The sequence below is a fragment of the Robbsia andropogonis genome (genome assembly GCF_034047095.1).
Lineage (GTDB): Bacteria > Pseudomonadota > Gammaproteobacteria > Burkholderiales > Burkholderiaceae > Robbsia > Robbsia andropogonis.
Map to the genome: position 1 here is coordinate 2,833,458 of NZ_CP139170.1, position 15,970 is coordinate 2,849,427.

The following is a 15,970-nucleotide window of genomic DNA, read 5'->3' on the forward strand; positions in this document are numbered from 1 at the left end:
TGAATACGACTGAAAAGTCAGGCCTTAGTCGTTTTTTGGGGAATGGGCGGGTGCAGTCAGGAACGTGCCACACGCGGGGAAGGAGCGGGACGGAGGCGGCGGAGCGGCGAGTGGGGGGATTGGGTGATGGGTTCGAGGACGGCCCACAGCGAAGCGATGTTGCCGTAGTGGCAAACCGTTTTTCGCGCGCTTAACAAGCTGGGCGTCCGGCAGGTATCACTGGCGCCAAGCGTGCTCTTCGGTCGCGAATCAACCAAGCCATGTCGGACAAATCAGGTGGATCAAACCTCGTTTTTGCGGGACATGACCGTAGATAATGTCCGTTTCAAACGCACGTTGCGCCACGTCTCATGAAACAGGGTGACCACCGCCAGGCCGAATACCGCCGCCCCACCCGCCAACCATTCAACGCCCATTTTCTTCCCCCGACCTTTGTCACGGAAAACATAGAACCCTATGACTACGTTAGCGCGAAAAAATTGAGGTTTGTATACAGCGGATATCAATTTTTCTCCACTACGGCCCCGGCGATGCGGCTGAACAACAGAGACCATGCTCACAGGATAGGGCAGAGGTGATTCTATGGGGGAAAAGAGGTTCGGCCGTTCGGCCGGTTCGCTCACATTCGCCTGCCAATACCCCCACCCGCCTGGAATGCCCCCTTCCCCTCTGCTATACTCTGCCTCCGCGTCTCCCCGTAGTTCAATGGATAGAACAAGTGCCTCCTAAGCGCTAGATACAGGTTCGATTCCTGTCGGGGGGACCATAGAACACTCTAGCGATTGCAAGCAACGCCAAGTTAGCCTCCTCCAGCCCCGTACTGCGGGGCTTTTTATTGCCCACCTTCATAAGGTTTGCCCATTGGCAGCCACGCAATTTGGGGGACTTTTTGGGGGTATAGGAAAATCAATGGCATTCGGTTAAGCGCTATGCTAGTTTTCTCAAAAAATCGAGCAAGGTTCCTCTTCCCGATGCCTCATGAAGAAATATCAGTGTTTTGGACAAAAGCCGGCGAACTGTTTGAGCAAACCTGTCAAGCCATGGATCCAATCTGGCGAAAACGTAAGCGCGTGATCGATACCCGGCTGCTGGTCGTATTCATCCTGAAGCTGGTTTTGAGTAGAAACCGGCAGGGCTATGGCAGCAGTCTGTGCGCACTCTGGGAGTCCTGTTCGGACAAAGGGATCACTCTGCCCCGTACCGATGCTGTTGCGGCTTCGTCGCTGTGTGAGGCCCGGCAAAAGCTTCCAGAAGCCATTTTTAAAACGCTCAACAACGAACTGATTTCACTGTGGCATGCTCACCGGGATACCCCGAACTGGAAAGGGCATCGCGTTTTCGCCATAGACGGCTCGAAAATCAATGCGCCCCGCGGCCTGCTGGAATACGGCTATAAAACTCCGCGGGAGACGACCCGGCATTACCCTTGCGGCATGGTGAGCGGCTTGTACAACCTGCAGGAACAACTGATCTACGATTTCGTACTGGTACCCCACAACGATGAACGCCGCTGTGTGCCTGACCATCTGGCAAAACTGGAGGAGGGAGATCTGGTCATTTTCGACCGGGGCTACTTCAGCTACCTGATGCTGCATCAGGTTCTGGCCAGCGGACAATACGCGGTGTTCCGCCTGCAGCAGGGGACCACCAATTCGCAAGTGGCCGCGTTCTGGGGGAGTGAGCGCAGGGACGCCATTATCGAGTACGTCCCGTCGCCCGCAGTGAAACATGGGCTCAAAAAACGCGGACACACCGTGGGTCCTCAGCCGCTTTCAGTCAGGCTGGTGAAGTGCCGTATCGAGGATGAAACCCACGTGTATGCCACGACCCTGATGGATCAGGCCGGTTATCCTGCAGACTGTTTTCCGGATCTGTATCACGGGCGCTGGGGCATCGAAGAGCTGTACAAGATTTCGAAAGAGATCATCGGCATGGAGGACTTTCATTCGCAAACGGAGCGCGGTGTAAAGCATGAGATCTATGGGCATTTCCTGCTGATCAACCTTGCCCGACTGTTTGAAATAGATACCCGCAACCGGCTACCTTCCAATGGCCGGCCAGAGGAATCCTGCCGCACGATCTCATGGCCTCAATCCGGCAAGACGTTGAAGATCAATTTCAAGCATTGCCTGTCTGTTGTCGGACGCCACCTGGAAAATCTTGTTCTGATGGCAGGGCGTACTGTTGCGGACTGGCTGGATAAGGCGATGGCGGCAGTGGCCCGAATCAGGCAACGCAATCGCCCGGGGCGGCGCTACCCGCGACGCTCCTTCAAGCCCCGCACGCGATGGAATTCGTTTGGTGCCGCGCCGAAGCCTTAACCGAATGCCATTGATAGGAAAATACCCCCAAATTTGTACCCCCAGGGCAGCGGGAACAGCACGTCAAACGGCGCTTTCCAGAGTTCGCCGGGGATTTCGTGTAGATACCCTAATCGCGGGGGTACAAAGCTATGGCGCTCACCGACACCGCAATCAAAAACACCAAGCCAGGCGATAAGCCAATCAAGCCATTCGACAGCGGCGGCCTATTCCTATTGATCGCGCCGACCGGCTATAGATACTGGCGAATGAAGTACCGCTTCGCTGGGAAAGAGAAGTTGCTGGCGATCGGAGTCTACCCAGAGCTTTGACTTGCGGCTGCGCGGAAGCGGCACGACCTACCGCGCGCGATCCTCGCTGCTGGCGGCGATCCAGGCGCGGATAAAAAGGAGCAAAAGCGATTGCGCGCCCTGGCTGCGGCAACGTCTTTCGAGGCATTATCCCGCGAGTGGTTTGAGCAGCAGGCCGGTGGATGGCCCAAGGTGTATGGGGAGAAGGTGATTGCCTCCCTGGAGATCGACGCCTTCCCAAAGATCGGGGATCGTCCAATTGCCGAGGTCGAGGCGCATCACCTTGTGGCCATGCTTCGCGAGATCGAGGCCCGCGGCGTGCGTGAAACTGCCAAGCGCGTCTTGCAGCGTGTTCGCGCGGTATTCCAGTCTTCACAACGTTCGCCCAGACATCGCAAGCAATGACACAAGCTAAAAGACTGCGCATAGGCCGGCCAGCCGAAAACGGGGTTCCCTTGCCCCGCTGGCGCATTCCCTCATTGAATAATGGGTGCTCTAATGGGGCGTTGATGGACAGCAATTTATTTGACCCCAAAAGCACGTCGATAAACGATTTCAGGATTTTTGATTTACCAGAGATCGCGCAGGGGCTCGCAAGAATATTGCGTTATCGAAGCGTTTAGTGCTCGAATGCTAAAGTCGTACCTAAAGATGTTACGGAATCTGTCGTAATGGCGTCTGCATACCTGCCATAGCTATCAATCCGCTGGACGGCAAACCGCGCGCCATCAAGCGCGGGGCTTCGAGTCAGACCATGAAAAAAATAATTACGCTTCTCGTTATTGCGCTGTTCGCCACCACCGCTGCTTACGCACGCGGCGGCCATTACGCTGGCGGCCACGGATCGTCGCATAAGGGCGGCACCTACAAGAACGCGCGTACCGGCGATCACTACGAGAAGCGGCACTGATGATCGCCCGCATCGCACCCAACAGGATTAGCCGCAATGTCAGATGAAATCGTGGTTCACCAGGCATCCGACCGCGAGCCACGTATTACCAAGGCCGTCGCGCACATCCGATCGATGATGGTTCCTGGTGAAACGCTTCAAGAGTTCGCCGTCCAACGCAGAATCTTTGCCATATTTCACCGTCGCTCGATTGTCAGCGCTACCTCCGGGCGTTTTATCGCGGTCTCGCGCAACCTAATCGCCGGATATAACCCCGTCGACATTCGGTGGCAGGACATTAAGCAAGCCAGGATCAAGGTCGGCATTTTCGGATCGACGCTGACCATTAGCGCCTTACGCAGCCCCGATCTCGCCATTATGGGATCTCGTGAAGACTTTCAATTCACGGGCCTGCGAAAGGTCCAAGCGCAAGCGGTATATCGCATTTGTCAGGCGCAGGAACAGGCATGGCGAGAAAAGCGACGGCTGCGTGAGATTGAGGAGCTTCGGGCAAAGGCTGGCGGGTTCCAAATGTCCAGCACGGCCACTGGCACGGACATAGACACCGCGTCTGGCTTGACCGCACGCTTGGCACAAGCAAAGGAAATGCTTGAACAAGGACTAATCAGCGATTCCGAATACGAGACCATCAAGGCTCGAATAATAAGCAGCATCTGAGCAACGGGGAGCATATGGGTTATCAGTAGAAGATGCTGCAGGTTCCGCCAAATATCGAAATGTCGAAAAAACAAAAGGGCGCGCAGCAGCTGCCTATCTGGAAACCATTGTGAATGAGCAGGCCCAAGCGGGGTGGGAGTTTTATCGGACGGATAGTTTCGGCGTTGACGTTCCTACCAGTTGCCTCGCGGCTCTGTTCGGCGCAAAGTCAACCACGACCCACTACTATGTCGTCACCTTCCGGTATCCTGATTGATCTAAGCGAGTGGTTCATTGGGCTTTATCGCAACGTCGCGCCCAACCGTCTTCGCAATAGCTGCCGCTTTGAGCCCTCTTGCTCCAAGTACGCGCTGATCGCTATTCGTCAGCATGGGGCAATCAAAGGATGGCGGCTGGCGCTCCGCCGAATTGGCCGTTGCCGGCATCCGCACGGCGGGATAGATTTCCCGCCATGAGGTAGGCTTCCCTGGTTTCCGGGTCGGCGGCATTCACTCCGGTATCCACTCTAAAGCACGCCCCGACGTGCAGTCGGACGGTCGGACATCTGGTGCGTACATCGCATTACGAAGTCGCGTTTGAAACGCGACCCTTTACCGCGTCTGAGTACCTTATAAAACCTAACGTCGACGGTGGCGCAACGCTAGACAAACAGGGGCGGCATCCACGATCCCGGCCCTTGCCAAGCCGATGGTTGTCACCCAGGTTCGCACGGAAAGCGCGCCCTTCGAGCGTCGCGGGACATCGGCAATTTCTTTACCGCATAAAACGCGCGGGCGGGCGTATAGGGAAAAGGGGGGGCGGCAAATCCTTTGTCAGCAGTACGCGCGTGCGCGCGCGTAACGGGCGCTGGAGCAGCGATCCTGTTGACGACGATGCGGCGGCGGGTAGTATACGAATCGGTACAACCCTTCCAGCACATATGGTGACCCGATACGTCATCCACGTTGGCGACAAGACCACCACGGATGGAACGGTGCTGACCACCGAGCAACAATTGCACGGGGCCTTCGGTAAAGGGACCGCTTTAATCGGAGATCCGGTCTACTGCCCAGCCTGCAAGACAACCGGCCAGATCATCGCGAACGGCCCTCGCTTGCCGATGACCATATCGGGACGACAGATCGCGCTAAGTGGTGACCTGTGCCTGTGCAAATGCGCCAAGCTTCCCAAACTGGTGGCGGTTCACCAGAAATTGGCCGTCAAGGTTGGCGACAGCGCCGAGACCACGCCAGCCCCCGCCCAGCAGCTTGCGGCCCGTGGAGTGAGCGAGCAACAAGAGGCCGAGTGCCATGCACAGTATGAGCGGTCAATGGAGGAGTGCGGCGTACTTAGCGCGATGCGCGGCCGCAACCCCGCCGTTTATCAAGCGTGTGCACGACGAGCCTTCGAACTTTATCAACAATGCCGAGGATACTGAAATGTCCGATGCTTCCAAGCCCCCCCGCTGCGTCGTAACCGCCTGGGATGATGAAAAGCGCGCCATAGTTCACTACACAATCGAGACGGAAAGGATGGAGAACATTCTTGCGAAAGCGTTTCCGCTTGAGGTGCCAACCGAAACCCATAATGACGTGATTGATGACGAAATCGCCCGTCAAATCGGGGGGACGGTGGTCAAACTGCTTGCTCTCAGCAACACTGCATTGAAGCCAATGGATCAAATAACCCCCCATCCGGACGCTGGGTAGGCAAAGCTCATGCGAAGATCGCCGTCGCCACATTGCGTCGTCATCACCTGGGACGCCGACAAAGCCGCGTTTGTCGTTAATACGCTTGAGGCGAGCAAGATCAGTGAACTGTCCGGACGAGCTATGAAAGTGCCGCTCGCCGTCAGCGAACTGGATAATGGTGTGGATGACGAATTCGCACGTCAGCTTGGAGCTTTGGCGGTTGGGTTATTGCAGCTTACCAATCCGGAAATCAAGCCAATCAATCGCATCACGCCGCATCCAGAAGCCTAGTTGGCACAACGAGGATGCACCATGCAAGTGAACCTAAACGACCTGGTGGCCGCCTACGCAGGCTTGGCGCGACCGACTGGCTATTACGCTACGGCGCTACGGCACTTGATCGGTGAACGGGAAGCGACGCTACGCACCGAGATAGCGCGGCTGGCGGTGGAAGCGGCTACCCGTCAGCATTGGACGCCAGAGCACCGGGACCGGATGCTGCACTTTGCGGAGCATGGCGCGGCGGGGGATCTTGAGGCGACGTGGCGGTATCTGGCGGGGTTAGCGCACTAACTGCGGCACGACACATTATCGTTTCGCTACAAAAGCTTTGGAGGTCAGGTGATAAATCAAACCCGTAGTGCTGAGGCGATGGCTACGATTGACGAAATGCTATTCGTCGCAAGACGATGCATCAATCGCAGGCGCACCTTTGGCTACCCCGCAACTCTGTTGTTGTTGAGCGTAATCGATGCAATCGCGAACGCCGTACTGCCACCTTTGTTGAACGAAAAAGGCAAGACGATAAATAAAAGCGTAAGGCTCGACGTGCTATTACAGCCGCAGTTCGAGTGCATCATCGAAAGCAAACAGGTTCTGTCGCTAGAAAAGACCGTTCGCAACGGCTTGTCACATTGCGGCTGTCTGCCTGCGCATGTGGCACTGGTGCCGCAGGCAGCGGGCGATCCGTTTCTTTTCGATGCAGATGATCACCTTCGGGAAGTACGAGTGCCGCAGCTTCTTGCGATGACGCAGAAAGCATGGGAAAAGTACCGGCTAGAATTTGAGCCGGCGCATATACGGTACACGCACCCGCCAATTAATCCTGACGATCCATACGCACCCATGTTCGACGAGATCTTCAATGGCGCGGGGCCACAGCCCGATGGATGGATTACCCCGGATGCCAGCGGCGTACAGCTGATGCAGCCATTGGTTTTTCCGGTGGACGGCATGATTGTGGGCGATGGTAGCGGCTCACTTACTTAGCCAAGCGACCGCGCCTGCGTCTCACCTCCGCAACACCGCTTGTGGCGGCGTCGAGATCTACGTGCAGTTTGTTCATCGTGCCGGTTTAAAAACGGCAAGCAAGTATCACCTGGGGGTACTTTTGGGGGTACATTTGAAATTACAACACCACACCATCCTTAATAATCAATGCCCTGCATCATTAATGTGATAGCTGTCGGGGACCATAGATCATTCCAGCGTGTTCCCAAGAAATACGCGAAACCCCCGACAGGCCTAGCTTCCGAGGGGTTTTCATTCCCGTACGTTCCGGGGGTACCTGGGGGGTATTTTCAGGGGTGGGTTAGAGGTCTTCAAAATACCAAACTCACTTATTGCGACAGAACCCAATCAACGCAGTCCCGCCCGAGGGAGCCGTTTTGATTTGAGAAACGGCGCGCGGTGAACGCCGCGCCGATACGCCGATACGCCGGTAAATCAGACGTTTTCTGTTTCGGTCGATGTCGAGGCGTGTGACGCGGCGGGGGTCTACACTGCAGGCCACACGTTCGGCGTCCGACTGTTCTGGACGATCTCCGCCTGCATCGAGCGCATATCCTCCGGCATGACCTCCGCTTCGTAGCGACGGCCATCTGCTTCCGCCTTGTCCAGAACCGTCTCGAAATTCCCGCTCAACACCTTCGTCAGGATCTTCGGCGGCAGGTAGTCGAACAACCCGAGCTTGCCAGCGGGATCCATGCCGCCGCCCGGCCGATTCGCATACAAGTTGTATGTCGCCGAGATGGATTCCGGGTTGCGCGTCACCAGGGCATCGCTACCCATGATGAAGCGGTCCGGGTGTTTGCGAATGACCGTGGCCAGTCGTTCGATACGCGCCTTGCGCGCTGCTTCGTCGGCCGGTTTGCCCGGGTGATTGTCGGGCAACCGCGAGTGGGGTGAATAGTTTTCCGCGACGACGTCCCACGAAATATCCACCTTGTAATGGGGATGCTTGGTCATCATTGCGTCGATCCATTCTTCGTGATCGTCGCCCGGCGGCCCGTATTTCCCGAGGCCACCCACGTGCGCGTGGATAAAGGAGGTATCGCCGTGGCGTTCGACCATCGCCTCGATTCCCGCGCGATGCTCGCCCTGACCCGGAATTCCTTCCTTGATACATCGCTCGGCGTCGCTGGAGTCGCAGTGCCATTCAAACGGCATGCCTGCCCGACCTAGGAAACGCAGTAAATCGTTCAACGGCGCTTCGGGACTGAAATCGATATGCTTGTAATTGACGTTCTGCTTGTCGACAAACTCCTTGTACGACGTGGCTTCCCCGACGATAAAAAAACGGTTGGGGAATTCTTTTTTGAGGCGCAACACATAGTGCACGGAGTTCGCGTCCGCGAGATTGACGCCGGTGATGGACGGATAAATCCGCTTCGCCGCTTCGGGATGCTCGCGGGCGAGTTCCTCGTGCGCCTTCCCTACCTGCCAATCCACGCTTGTGTTGTAGGCTTGTACGCCCGTCGACGTGATTCGGTCGAAGGCTTCGCCGGTCATCTCTTTCCCGCCGCGGTATTCCTCATTCATATAGTACGTGCTGGTGGCGATCTTTGGCTTGCCATCGGCGTGCGTCGCACCGTGAGGCTGCGGTGCCGTGCTGTCCGAACCGACGGCCGCCGTTGACGATGACCCTTCGCCTCCCGCGCCGTGGGCATGGTCATGCTCGTGATCATGGTTGCCACAAGGGTCGAGCAGCATGACCTTCCCGTGCACGATGACAGTGGGGATGGGGGCCCAGACGAATCGCTTGACGCCGGCCTTGTCGAAGTATTGCAGCTGCGAATAGGCGTTCTGCGCAAGCGTTTTCGTGAAATCCTCGATCTGTGTATGCGAATAGCCAGGGCCGATCGAATGATTGTGGATATCGTGGTGGGGGATGATGCCGGTCTGGACCTCGGCGCTGACGTAGCGCGGTTTCGGTGTCGCATCCGAGCCGCGCGCCTCGCCGCCGGCCTCGCTTTCTTCCCTGGCCTCGCGCGCTTCGGCTGCCGCGATCGAATGCTGTCGCTGGTGACGCACTCGAATCTGCTGCAATTGTTGCGCGCTGCGGTTCTGGCTGGATTGTGTCGCGCGCGCATAGCCGGGCAGGGCACTGGCGTCTCCGGTGCTGGCGCGGACGGATTGCCTGCGTTGCGTGCTCGTGCGATCCACGGACTGGCGTGCTGCGCTGTTGGTCGATGGCAGGCCTTGCAATGCTGCGGGCGGCGAGGGGCGTGCGTCGCGCGGCGCGGATTGGGTAACGCTGCCCGGTTCGGATGCGTTACCGCCCGGCAGCGGGTCGTGCCAGTCGGTCTGTACGCCTGTGTCTCTCACTTGCATGTCGTTTGATGGCATTTCGTTCGCCGACGTCGACAAGGGAACCACGGCGGTAGCGTACGCTTTGCGCGCTACCGCCAACCATGCCCGCGGCACGCGGTCAGCGTGCTCGGCGTGGAAGCGGTTCGTGATGCCGCGTCGTTCCTCCTTGAGATGTAGTCAATGTCCCCGCAGCGTAAGATGAACTTTGTGTTCGCTCTGTGACGAAACGAAGCCACTGCGTTTTTCGCGAAGCGGATTTGGCGGACGAGGTCCAGGTTCACGTCGTATTTAGGCGACTTTCGGATTAGACCAATCGTAAGCGCGAATTTCTCCCCACCTCGTATCTGATGTGATCGATTACGCGTCTCCCTGCCCCGCTGCAACTTTGCACGCTTTTTCCAGGACGGCTAACATGTTGTTCTCGCCCCTGAAAAATAAAAATCGAATGCCAAGCCTGATGCGTCTGACCTCTCGCACCGCCACCCTGCTGCTGTCCTGCGCCGCCCTGCTGCTCCCGATCGCTTCAGCACACGCCTTCGACCAACCGGCGCCGGTCGAAGGCGACTGGATCGCCGCCAGCTTCACCTTCCATGACGGTCAGACGCAAGACAAGCTGCGCCTGCACTACATCACCCTTGGCGAACCCAACAACCCGGCAGTGCTGGTCCTGCACGGCACCTATCAAACCGCGCAAGCCATGCTGTCCAAAGATTTCGGCGGCCAGCTGTTCGGACCCGGCCAGCCGCTGGACGCCAACAAATATTTCATCATCATTCCGGATGGCATCGGCGTAGGCAAATCCAGCAAGCCCTCGGATGGCCTGCGCGCCGCCTTCCCGCAATATGACTATGACGACATGGTAGTCGCGCAATACCGCATGCTCACCGAAGGCTTGGGCGTCAAACACCTGCGTCTGATCATCGGCAACTCGATGGGCGGCATGCAGACGTGGCTGTGGGGCGGCCACTATCCAGGCTTCGCCGACGGCCTGGTGCCGATGGCCTCGCAACCCACTGAAATGGCCAGCCGAAACTGGCTCATGCGCCGCATGCTGGTGGAATCGATCAAGCAGGACCCGGCCTGGAACAACGGCAACTACACCACGCAACCCCCATCGCTGCGCTTGGCCAACAACATGTTCATCTTCGCCACCACGGGCGGCACGCTGGGCTATCAGAAAATCGCGGGCACGCACGCCCAGGCCGACAAATTGGTGGACGAACGCTTGGCAGCGCCAGTGACGGCGGACGCCAACGACTTCATCTATCAATGGGGATCATCGGCAGACTACAACGCCATGCCGACGCTGACCAACATCAAGGTGCCGTTACTGGCGATCAACTCGGCCGACGACGAACGCAACCCGCCGCAAACGGGCGTACTGCAAGCCGCCATAAAGCATCTACCCAACGCGCGCGTGCTGCTGATCCCGGCCAGCGACAAGACGCGCGGCCACGGCACCACCGGCATGGCGAAGTTCTATGCACAGCAGTTGCAGCAATTCATCCAATCGCTGCCACGGCACTGACATGAAACCGCTTGCGATCTCCGGCAGCGCGCGACGACGCATTGGCGCCATGCCGACTAACCACAGCGTCGGTATCCACCGATAGCCGACCTGGCCAAAGTGGCAGCGATGAGCGAGAAAACGCTCCTGCGCAGGCTTCAGACAACGACAGGTAGGGTCACGAAATTTTCCGTTGAAGGTATCGATATACGCTTTCTCAACGGACTTGCCTGGTCGGATGAACGACAGCATAACGCCTGATTCGTAAGCGCAGGCGTCAAGCACTTGCCCGCACGTTCCGGCCCGGTGTTTACGTTTATAGACAAGGTCAATCAGCGGATCTCGCACAACTGCGATTCGTTTGCGCTTACGTCGGCGAGTGCCCAAGCCAGCAAGGCTGTACTGCCGCCATATCTTCTTATGATTTGCAACCCAGCGTTCGTGCAGCCATCGCATTTTCCTTACGTTTTGCCATTTTTTTCCAAACGCATGCTGTTGCCGACATCGATAATCGAAAGTACTACGTAATGTGACGTAGTAAAAAAGAAATCCGCATCCACCGAAATCTGCTTTCGATAAAATTTGATGTCGGTGGATGGCATTTCCGCATCCACGACATACGGCACGCCACGCATGCCATCAAACACGCCATCCGTAGCGATTTAGCATACCAATCACTTTATTAGGATCGGAAATCAAAACCGCGATCGCCCCCTTACCGAATGAAAGGTTGCTTCCGGCAAACGTCTTTTGCATCGCACTGCATGACGAGATCAGGCATTCCCACGTTTGCCAATCAACTTGTCCACGCGACAAAGTTTTTTTAGACGAACTCATTATCCTCACATTTTGTAGCAAATTCGTATGAAAGGTTGCACCGCCACTGTCATCCGCAGGCTTATTCTTCGCGTTAGTACGCTCAGCAGCGAACAAAAGGCGCGATTCCGGCCTTCCAAAAACGACAATATCGAGACTCTCGGAGCAGCCCGTCATGACGACATCCCTTCACCGCGTCCGTGCAATTGCCATCGCGGCGTCCGCTTTCCTTGCTTTAGCGCCTCTTTCCAGCGAGGCACAACAGGTACCGTCGCCGGGATCGCCTGCGGCATCGGCGGGTGATCCGCCCTCCCGTGTCGCGCGTCTGAACTACTTCGCCGGGACGGTGACGCTGGAACCAGCAGGCTTAACCGAATGGTCCTATGCCGTGTTGAATCGCCCACTCACCACGGGCGATCAGTTGTGGGCCGATGCCAACGCCCGCGCAGAATTGCATACAGGTTCGACGGCATTACGACTGGATCATCAGACGGCGCTCGACATTGTGAATCTGAATGACACTATTACCCAATTGAAAGTGACACAAGGCACGCTGTCTGCACACGTTCGCGCGCTGCCCGCGGGTCAGAGCTTCGAGATCGATACGCCGAACGTCGCACTCGTCGCGACAACACCGGGTCTGTTCCGCATCGATGTCGCCGCCGACGGCAGTTCGACCACGGTGACGCTGCGCGCAGGCAATGCCACGTTGTATGGCGACGGTGGTTCATTCCAGATGCGCGCCGGTCAGCAAATCCAATTTGTCGGCACGGGCCTACAGCAACAAGCAGGCGGTGCGGCGCCAGGACTCGATGCGTTCGACCAATGGGTCGCCAGTCGCGATCGCGCGGAAGACGACTCGATCTCCGCGCGCTATGTATCGCGTGAGATACCGGGGTACGAAGACCTCGACGCCAATGGTACGTGGCGCAGTGATCCAACCTATGGCGAAGTGTGGGTACCCACCGTGGCAGTGACGGCCGGTTGGGCACCCTATCACGAAGGACACTGGGCGTGGATTGCGCCCTGGGGATGGACGTGGGTGGACGATGCGCCCTGGGGCTTCGCACCCTTCCATTACGGTCGTTGGGCCTATGTCAGCCATGCGTGGGCCTGGGTACCGGGACCGATCGTCGCTCAGCCGCCTGTCTATGCCCCGGCCTTGGTGGCCTTCGTGGGCGGCGGTAACGGCGGACCACGTTGGGGTGTCGATCTTGCAATTGGCGCAACCGTCGGCGCGGGCGTCGCTTGGTTCGCACTCGGACCCGGGGAGGCATGGCATCCGGCCTACCACTACAGTCCCGCCTATTACAATCGCATCAACAACGTGAACATTACCAATGTTCACAATACGACGATCGTCAATAACGTCACCAACATCCATAACACCTACATCAACCAGAGCGCGCCTGGTGCCATCACGGCGGTGCCCGCCAATGCCTTCTTGCGAGGTCAACCCGTGGCACAGGCCGCGCGTCCTTTCAATGCGCAAATGCTGGCCCATGCACAGATTGGCGCCGGCGCCCCGGCCATCGCACCGGTTCAGCAGAGCTTTGCCGGCGCGCTGCGACCGGCAAACATCGGCGCACCAGCAGCGCTAGCACAGCGTCAGGTGGTAGCAACGCGCGCGCCGGTCGTCCCCGCAGCATTCCACGATACATTGGCGCAACGATTCGCGGCAAGCGGCGGCAAGGTGCCCGGAGCCGGTAATCCAGTAGTGCGTACGACTGCGCCAGCAGCGTTCGCCGCTCGCACGCCAGGCGCGGTGGCCACGCCTGCGGGATTTCGCGTCATCAATCGCGCACAAGTACACCCGGTGAGCGCACAGGGGGTGCCGGGCCACCATGTTGAAGCACCAGCAGCGCATTCCGCCGCGCCGGCTCAACCGCAGGTGCGCGCACCGGAACCACGAACCGTGCCGAATCCCGCAGCGCCTCGGCCGCAAAACGCCGAACCGCCGCACGCGATCCAGGCTCATGAAAACGGTGTACCCCATCCACGAGAAGCCGTCGAGCACGCGCAACCGGAGCAGCATGTAGTGGAGGCCCCGCACGCAGTGGAACAACACAGGCAAGTTGAACCGCACGCGCCAACACGCGTCGAAGCGCCGAATAATGAAAGAGCCGTTGAGAAGCCGCATCCGGAAAGAGCAGCCGAACCACGCGAGGAGCCGCGCCCCGCACAGCAGCCGGCACACCCGCATGCAGAGGCGCAACACGCTCGGCCGCAGCCTCATGAGGCAGAGCACAAGCCAGGGAACGAACATCGAGAGGAGCATCGGAACTAAGCACGCTGCGGCCATGCCGAGCATGGCCGCAATGCAGCCTCAACTTCTTGCCCTGCCACAGCGCATCATTTCCCTGTTCGCCATGATGCTGGAATCAAGCCTACGCCTGGTATTGTACGGGCGGAGGCTCGGCAAACGCGTTCACGCGTGCGTGTCAGCTTAAAAAATCGCGACAGTCGAGCACCCTTCCACGAAACGAAAATCCAAGTCGGGCCGCTCCCTCGCAGTCGCTCAACCGGCGTATCCTATTTTCCTGCAACGGTGGCAACTAGTCCGCCGTAAATCTTGGTCGTGCCTCGCGTTCGAGATACCCCAGACAGAGCGACTCAAGTTGCCCGCGAAACGCGCGAATCATTGAGGGCTGTGGCTTCCCTTCAAGCAGCAACCGTATGGGACCAACCAAGGCTCCCATGAACATGAAAATGGTCATGGAAAGGTCGTCGAAATGCACATCGGAAGCCGTATTCAGCATAGCCTCTAGCGCCGCGCGGTTGCGTGCCTCGATTTCGCGAACGTATTCGCGCGAGTCGATTTCAAAGGCAACCGCGTATAAGGCACGCGATTCCTCCAGGCTCTCCGTCTTCGCTTTCACGAATGCGGCAATAACCTCCTTCACCATCATCGACAAACAAGCGTTATGCGCTGACGCCGCGGCGTCCTCGATAGCTCGCACCACCCTTTCCAGGTGTCGCTGCAGCACGGCAAAAAGAAGGGCCTGTTTTTGAGGAAAGTACTGGTAAAGCGTTCCGATTGATACGCCAGCTCGCTCTGCCACCCGAATCGTGGTAAGTCGCTGCAACCCGTCAACCAGCAAAACCTGAATAGTTGCATCGAAAATCGCGTCCACTGTCGCCTGAGAACGCGCCTGTTGCGGCTGTTTGCGGGCGTTCAGTCCCCGGCCGTTCTCTGTGGGCATATGCGAATTCACAATATGAATAATTATTCGTATTCTATCCGAACATCTTGTGTCTATAGAAATAAACAGCCGAAAGAAGGAGTGGATAAATGACTGACGTTACGCGGGCGGGTACTTTTCAACTTGGCGACCTTTCTGTTACACGCATGGGCTATGGCGCGATGCAGCTAGCCGGTCCTCACGTTTTCGGACCACCCAAAGACAGGGCAGCAGCGATTTCCGTGCTACGTGCCGTGGTTGAAAGCGGAATCACGCATATCGACACGAGTGATTTTTATGGTCCTCACGTTACAAATCAGCTTATCCGCGAGGCGCTCCACCCCTATCCCGACGCGCTCACCATTGTCACGAAAGTAGGTGCTAGCAGGGGTAGCGATGCCTCGTGGAACGTCGCATCATCCGCGGCCGAATTGGAATCAGCCGTGTATGAGAACCTGCGCAATCTTGGTGTCGATGCACTTGATGTAGTGAATTTTCGCGTGATGTTCGACGTCGCGGCACCCACCGAGGGCGATATCGAAGCGCCTTTGACCGCACTTGCGGAGTTGCAGATGAAAGGCTTGATTCGTCATATCGGGCTAAGTAATGTGACTGCAAAACAGGTTGCCCAGGGACGCGCGATTACGCCCATTGTGTGCGTGCAGAACATGTACAACGTCGCCCATCGGAACGATGACGCGCTGATTGACAGCCTTGCAGAAGATGGCATCGCCTATGTCCCGTTTTTCCCGCTTGGCGGCTTCTCTCCTTTGCAATCCGATGCGCTGATCCACGCCGCAGAGCAATGCGGCGCAGCACCGATGCAAGTAGCGCTTGCATGGTTGTTACAACGCTCGCCAAACATTCTCCTGATACCGGGAACTTCCTCCACCGAGCATCTGAAGCAGAACATCAACAGCGTGAATCTTCATCTGCCAGAAAATGTCTTGTCATCACTCGACAAAATCGCTTCCAGAAAAACGAAAGACTAGATTGGTGATGTTCGCGACAGACCTATCACCGACG

The 15,970-nt window shown here is 57.6% G+C and carries 19 protein-coding genes and 1 tRNA gene; 15 read left to right on the top strand and 5 right to left on the bottom strand.

All coding sequences use genetic code 11. The features are described from left to right. Positions 1-281: 281 nt before the first annotated feature. The gene (locus SJQ66_RS25795; RefSeq protein ID WP_320534710.1) at positions 282-623 is read right to left on the bottom strand and encodes a hypothetical protein; all 342 of its coding nucleotides are present in this window, start codon (positions 621-623) and stop codon (positions 282-284) included. A 68-nt stretch (positions 624-691) separates the two neighbouring features. Here SJQ66_RS25795 and SJQ66_RS25800 point away from each other — a divergent pair. The 12 genes from SJQ66_RS25800 to SJQ66_RS25855 all read left to right on the top strand — a co-directional run bounded on the left by SJQ66_RS25800 (position 692) and on the right by SJQ66_RS25855 (position 7,117). Beyond that, positions 692-766 (top strand) — tRNA-Arg (locus tag SJQ66_RS25800). Positions 767-854: 88 nt separating this feature from the next. Continuing rightward, entirely contained in the window at positions 855-2,321 is a 1,467-nt protein-coding gene (locus SJQ66_RS25805; RefSeq protein ID WP_320534711.1) for an IS4 family transposase, read from the top strand. A 131-nt stretch (positions 2,322-2,452) separates the two neighbouring features. Further along, on the top strand, positions 2,453-2,632 hold the full coding sequence (locus tag SJQ66_RS25810) for an Arm DNA-binding domain-containing protein (RefSeq protein ID WP_253465086.1): 180 nt from the start codon (positions 2,453-2,455) through the stop codon (positions 2,630-2,632). Between the two features lie 90 nt (positions 2,633-2,722). Then, positions 2,723-3,016, top strand: a complete 294-nt coding sequence (locus SJQ66_RS25815) for a phage integrase central domain-containing protein (protein WP_253465089.1) — start codon at positions 2,723-2,725, stop codon at positions 3,014-3,016. A 349-nt stretch (positions 3,017-3,365) separates the two neighbouring features. Next, entirely contained in the window at positions 3,366-3,521 is a 156-nt protein-coding gene (locus SJQ66_RS25820; RefSeq protein ID WP_253465091.1) for a hypothetical protein, read from the top strand. Positions 3,522-3,557: 36 nt separating this feature from the next. Further along, the gene (locus SJQ66_RS25825) at positions 3,558-4,178 is read left to right on the top strand and encodes an SHOCT domain-containing protein (RefSeq protein WP_320534712.1); all 621 of its coding nucleotides are present in this window, start codon (positions 3,558-3,560) and stop codon (positions 4,176-4,178) included. A 227-nt stretch (positions 4,179-4,405) separates the two neighbouring features. After that, positions 4,406-4,633 carry a membrane protein insertion efficiency factor YidD gene (gene yidD, locus SJQ66_RS25830; protein WP_301291083.1) on the top strand — a complete coding sequence of 76 codons (228 nt, stop codon included), beginning with the start codon at positions 4,406-4,408 and terminating at the stop codon, positions 4,631-4,633. 371 nt (positions 4,634-5,004) lie between these two features. After that, complete coding sequence (locus tag SJQ66_RS25835; protein ID WP_320534713.1) at positions 5,005-5,595, top strand: PAAR domain-containing protein; 591 nt, start codon at positions 5,005-5,007, stop codon at positions 5,593-5,595. 1 nt (position 5,596) lies between these two features. Further along, a complete protein-coding gene (locus SJQ66_RS25840) occupies positions 5,597-5,866 on the top strand; it encodes a hypothetical protein (RefSeq protein WP_253465102.1) in 270 nt (89 codons plus the stop codon). Positions 5,867-5,875: 9 nt separating this feature from the next. Then, positions 5,876-6,139: a hypothetical protein gene (locus SJQ66_RS25845; RefSeq protein WP_253465105.1), complete on the top strand. Its 264-nt coding sequence runs from the start codon at positions 5,876-5,878 to the stop codon at positions 6,137-6,139. A 21-nt stretch (positions 6,140-6,160) separates the two neighbouring features. Next, positions 6,161-6,421 carry a hypothetical protein gene (locus SJQ66_RS25850; protein WP_253465107.1) on the top strand — a complete coding sequence of 87 codons (261 nt, stop codon included), beginning with the start codon at positions 6,161-6,163 and terminating at the stop codon, positions 6,419-6,421. A 210-nt stretch (positions 6,422-6,631) separates the two neighbouring features. Beyond that, positions 6,632-7,117 (top strand): hypothetical protein, encoded by a 486-nt coding sequence (locus SJQ66_RS25855; RefSeq protein WP_253465110.1) that lies wholly within the window; start codon positions 6,632-6,634, stop codon positions 7,115-7,117. A 507-nt stretch (positions 7,118-7,624) separates the two neighbouring features. Here the strand turns inward: SJQ66_RS25855 and SJQ66_RS25860 are convergent. After that, complete coding sequence (locus SJQ66_RS25860; RefSeq protein ID WP_157684899.1) at positions 7,625-9,475, bottom strand: amidohydrolase family protein; 1,851 nt, start codon at positions 9,473-9,475, stop codon at positions 7,625-7,627. Between the two features lie 421 nt (positions 9,476-9,896). Between SJQ66_RS25860 and SJQ66_RS25865 the strand changes: the two genes are divergently transcribed. Further along, positions 9,897-10,967 (top strand): alpha/beta fold hydrolase, encoded by a 1,071-nt coding sequence (locus tag SJQ66_RS25865; RefSeq protein WP_036006939.1) that lies wholly within the window; start codon positions 9,897-9,899, stop codon positions 10,965-10,967. Between the two features lie 440 nt (positions 10,968-11,407). Here the strand turns inward: SJQ66_RS25865 and SJQ66_RS25870 are convergent, their stop codons facing one another. Together SJQ66_RS25870 and SJQ66_RS25875 are read right to left on the bottom strand one after the other, a co-directional pair. Further along, positions 11,408-11,593, bottom strand: a complete 186-nt coding sequence (locus tag SJQ66_RS25870) for a hypothetical protein (RefSeq protein WP_024901577.1) — start codon at positions 11,591-11,593, stop codon at positions 11,408-11,410. Then, the gene (locus SJQ66_RS25875; RefSeq protein WP_024901578.1) at positions 11,586-11,939 is read right to left on the bottom strand and encodes a hypothetical protein; all 354 of its coding nucleotides are present in this window, start codon (positions 11,937-11,939) and stop codon (positions 11,586-11,588) included. Before SJQ66_RS25875 ends, SJQ66_RS25870 begins: the two co-directional genes overlap by 8 nt. Here SJQ66_RS25875 and SJQ66_RS25880 point away from each other — a divergent pair. Then, entirely contained in the window at positions 11,938-14,049 is a 2,112-nt protein-coding gene (locus tag SJQ66_RS25880; RefSeq protein WP_253465113.1) for a DUF6600 domain-containing protein, read from the top strand. The genes SJQ66_RS25875 and SJQ66_RS25880 overlap by 2 nt on opposite strands. A gap of 268 nt (positions 14,050-14,317) precedes the next feature. Here SJQ66_RS25880 and SJQ66_RS25885 read toward each other — a convergent pair whose 3' ends face one another. Then, positions 14,318-14,965 (bottom strand): TetR/AcrR family transcriptional regulator, encoded by a 648-nt coding sequence (locus SJQ66_RS25885; protein WP_024901580.1) that lies wholly within the window; start codon positions 14,963-14,965, stop codon positions 14,318-14,320. A gap of 89 nt (positions 14,966-15,054) precedes the next feature. On the opposite strand from SJQ66_RS25885, the gene SJQ66_RS25890 reads away from it, so the two are divergent. Next, complete coding sequence (locus SJQ66_RS25890) at positions 15,055-15,936, top strand: aldo/keto reductase family oxidoreductase (RefSeq protein WP_253465116.1); 882 nt, start codon at positions 15,055-15,057, stop codon at positions 15,934-15,936. The last annotated feature ends 34 nt before the right edge of the window (positions 15,937-15,970 follow it).

Excerpts from the sequence above, each read along its gene's own strand:
- SJQ66_RS25810 (WP_253465086.1), top strand. The coding sequence starts at position 2,453 with ATGGCGCTCACCGACACCGCAATCAAAAACACCAAGCCAGGCGATAAG.
- SJQ66_RS25825 (WP_320534712.1), top strand. The coding sequence starts at position 3,558 with ATGTCAGATGAAATCGTGGTTCACCAGGCATCCGACCGCGAGCCACGT.
- SJQ66_RS25880 (WP_253465113.1), top strand. The coding sequence starts at position 11,938 with ATGACGACATCCCTTCACCGCGTCCGTGCAATTGCCATCGCGGCGTCC.
- SJQ66_RS25890 (WP_253465116.1), top strand. The coding sequence starts at position 15,055 with ATGACTGACGTTACGCGGGCGGGTACTTTTCAACTTGGCGACCTTTCT.
- SJQ66_RS25885 (WP_024901580.1), bottom strand. The coding sequence starts at position 14,965 with ATGCCCACAGAGAACGGCCGGGGACTGAACGCCCGCAAACAGCCGCAA.
- SJQ66_RS25850 (WP_253465107.1), top strand. The coding sequence starts at position 6,161 with ATGCAAGTGAACCTAAACGACCTGGTGGCCGCCTACGCAGGCTTGGCG.
- SJQ66_RS25875 (WP_024901578.1), bottom strand. The coding sequence starts at position 11,939 with ATGACGGGCTGCTCCGAGAGTCTCGATATTGTCGTTTTTGGAAGGCCG.
- yidD (WP_301291083.1), top strand. The coding sequence starts at position 4,406 with ATGTCGTCACCTTCCGGTATCCTGATTGATCTAAGCGAGTGGTTCATT.
- SJQ66_RS25845 (WP_253465105.1), top strand. The coding sequence starts at position 5,876 with ATGCGAAGATCGCCGTCGCCACATTGCGTCGTCATCACCTGGGACGCC.
- SJQ66_RS25860 (WP_157684899.1), bottom strand. The coding sequence starts at position 9,475 with ATGCCATCAAACGACATGCAAGTGAGAGACACAGGCGTACAGACCGAC.
- SJQ66_RS25865 (WP_036006939.1), top strand. The coding sequence starts at position 9,897 with ATGCGTCTGACCTCTCGCACCGCCACCCTGCTGCTGTCCTGCGCCGCC.
- SJQ66_RS25820 (WP_253465091.1), top strand. The coding sequence starts at position 3,366 with ATGAAAAAAATAATTACGCTTCTCGTTATTGCGCTGTTCGCCACCACC.
- SJQ66_RS25840 (WP_253465102.1), top strand. The coding sequence starts at position 5,597 with ATGTCCGATGCTTCCAAGCCCCCCCGCTGCGTCGTAACCGCCTGGGAT.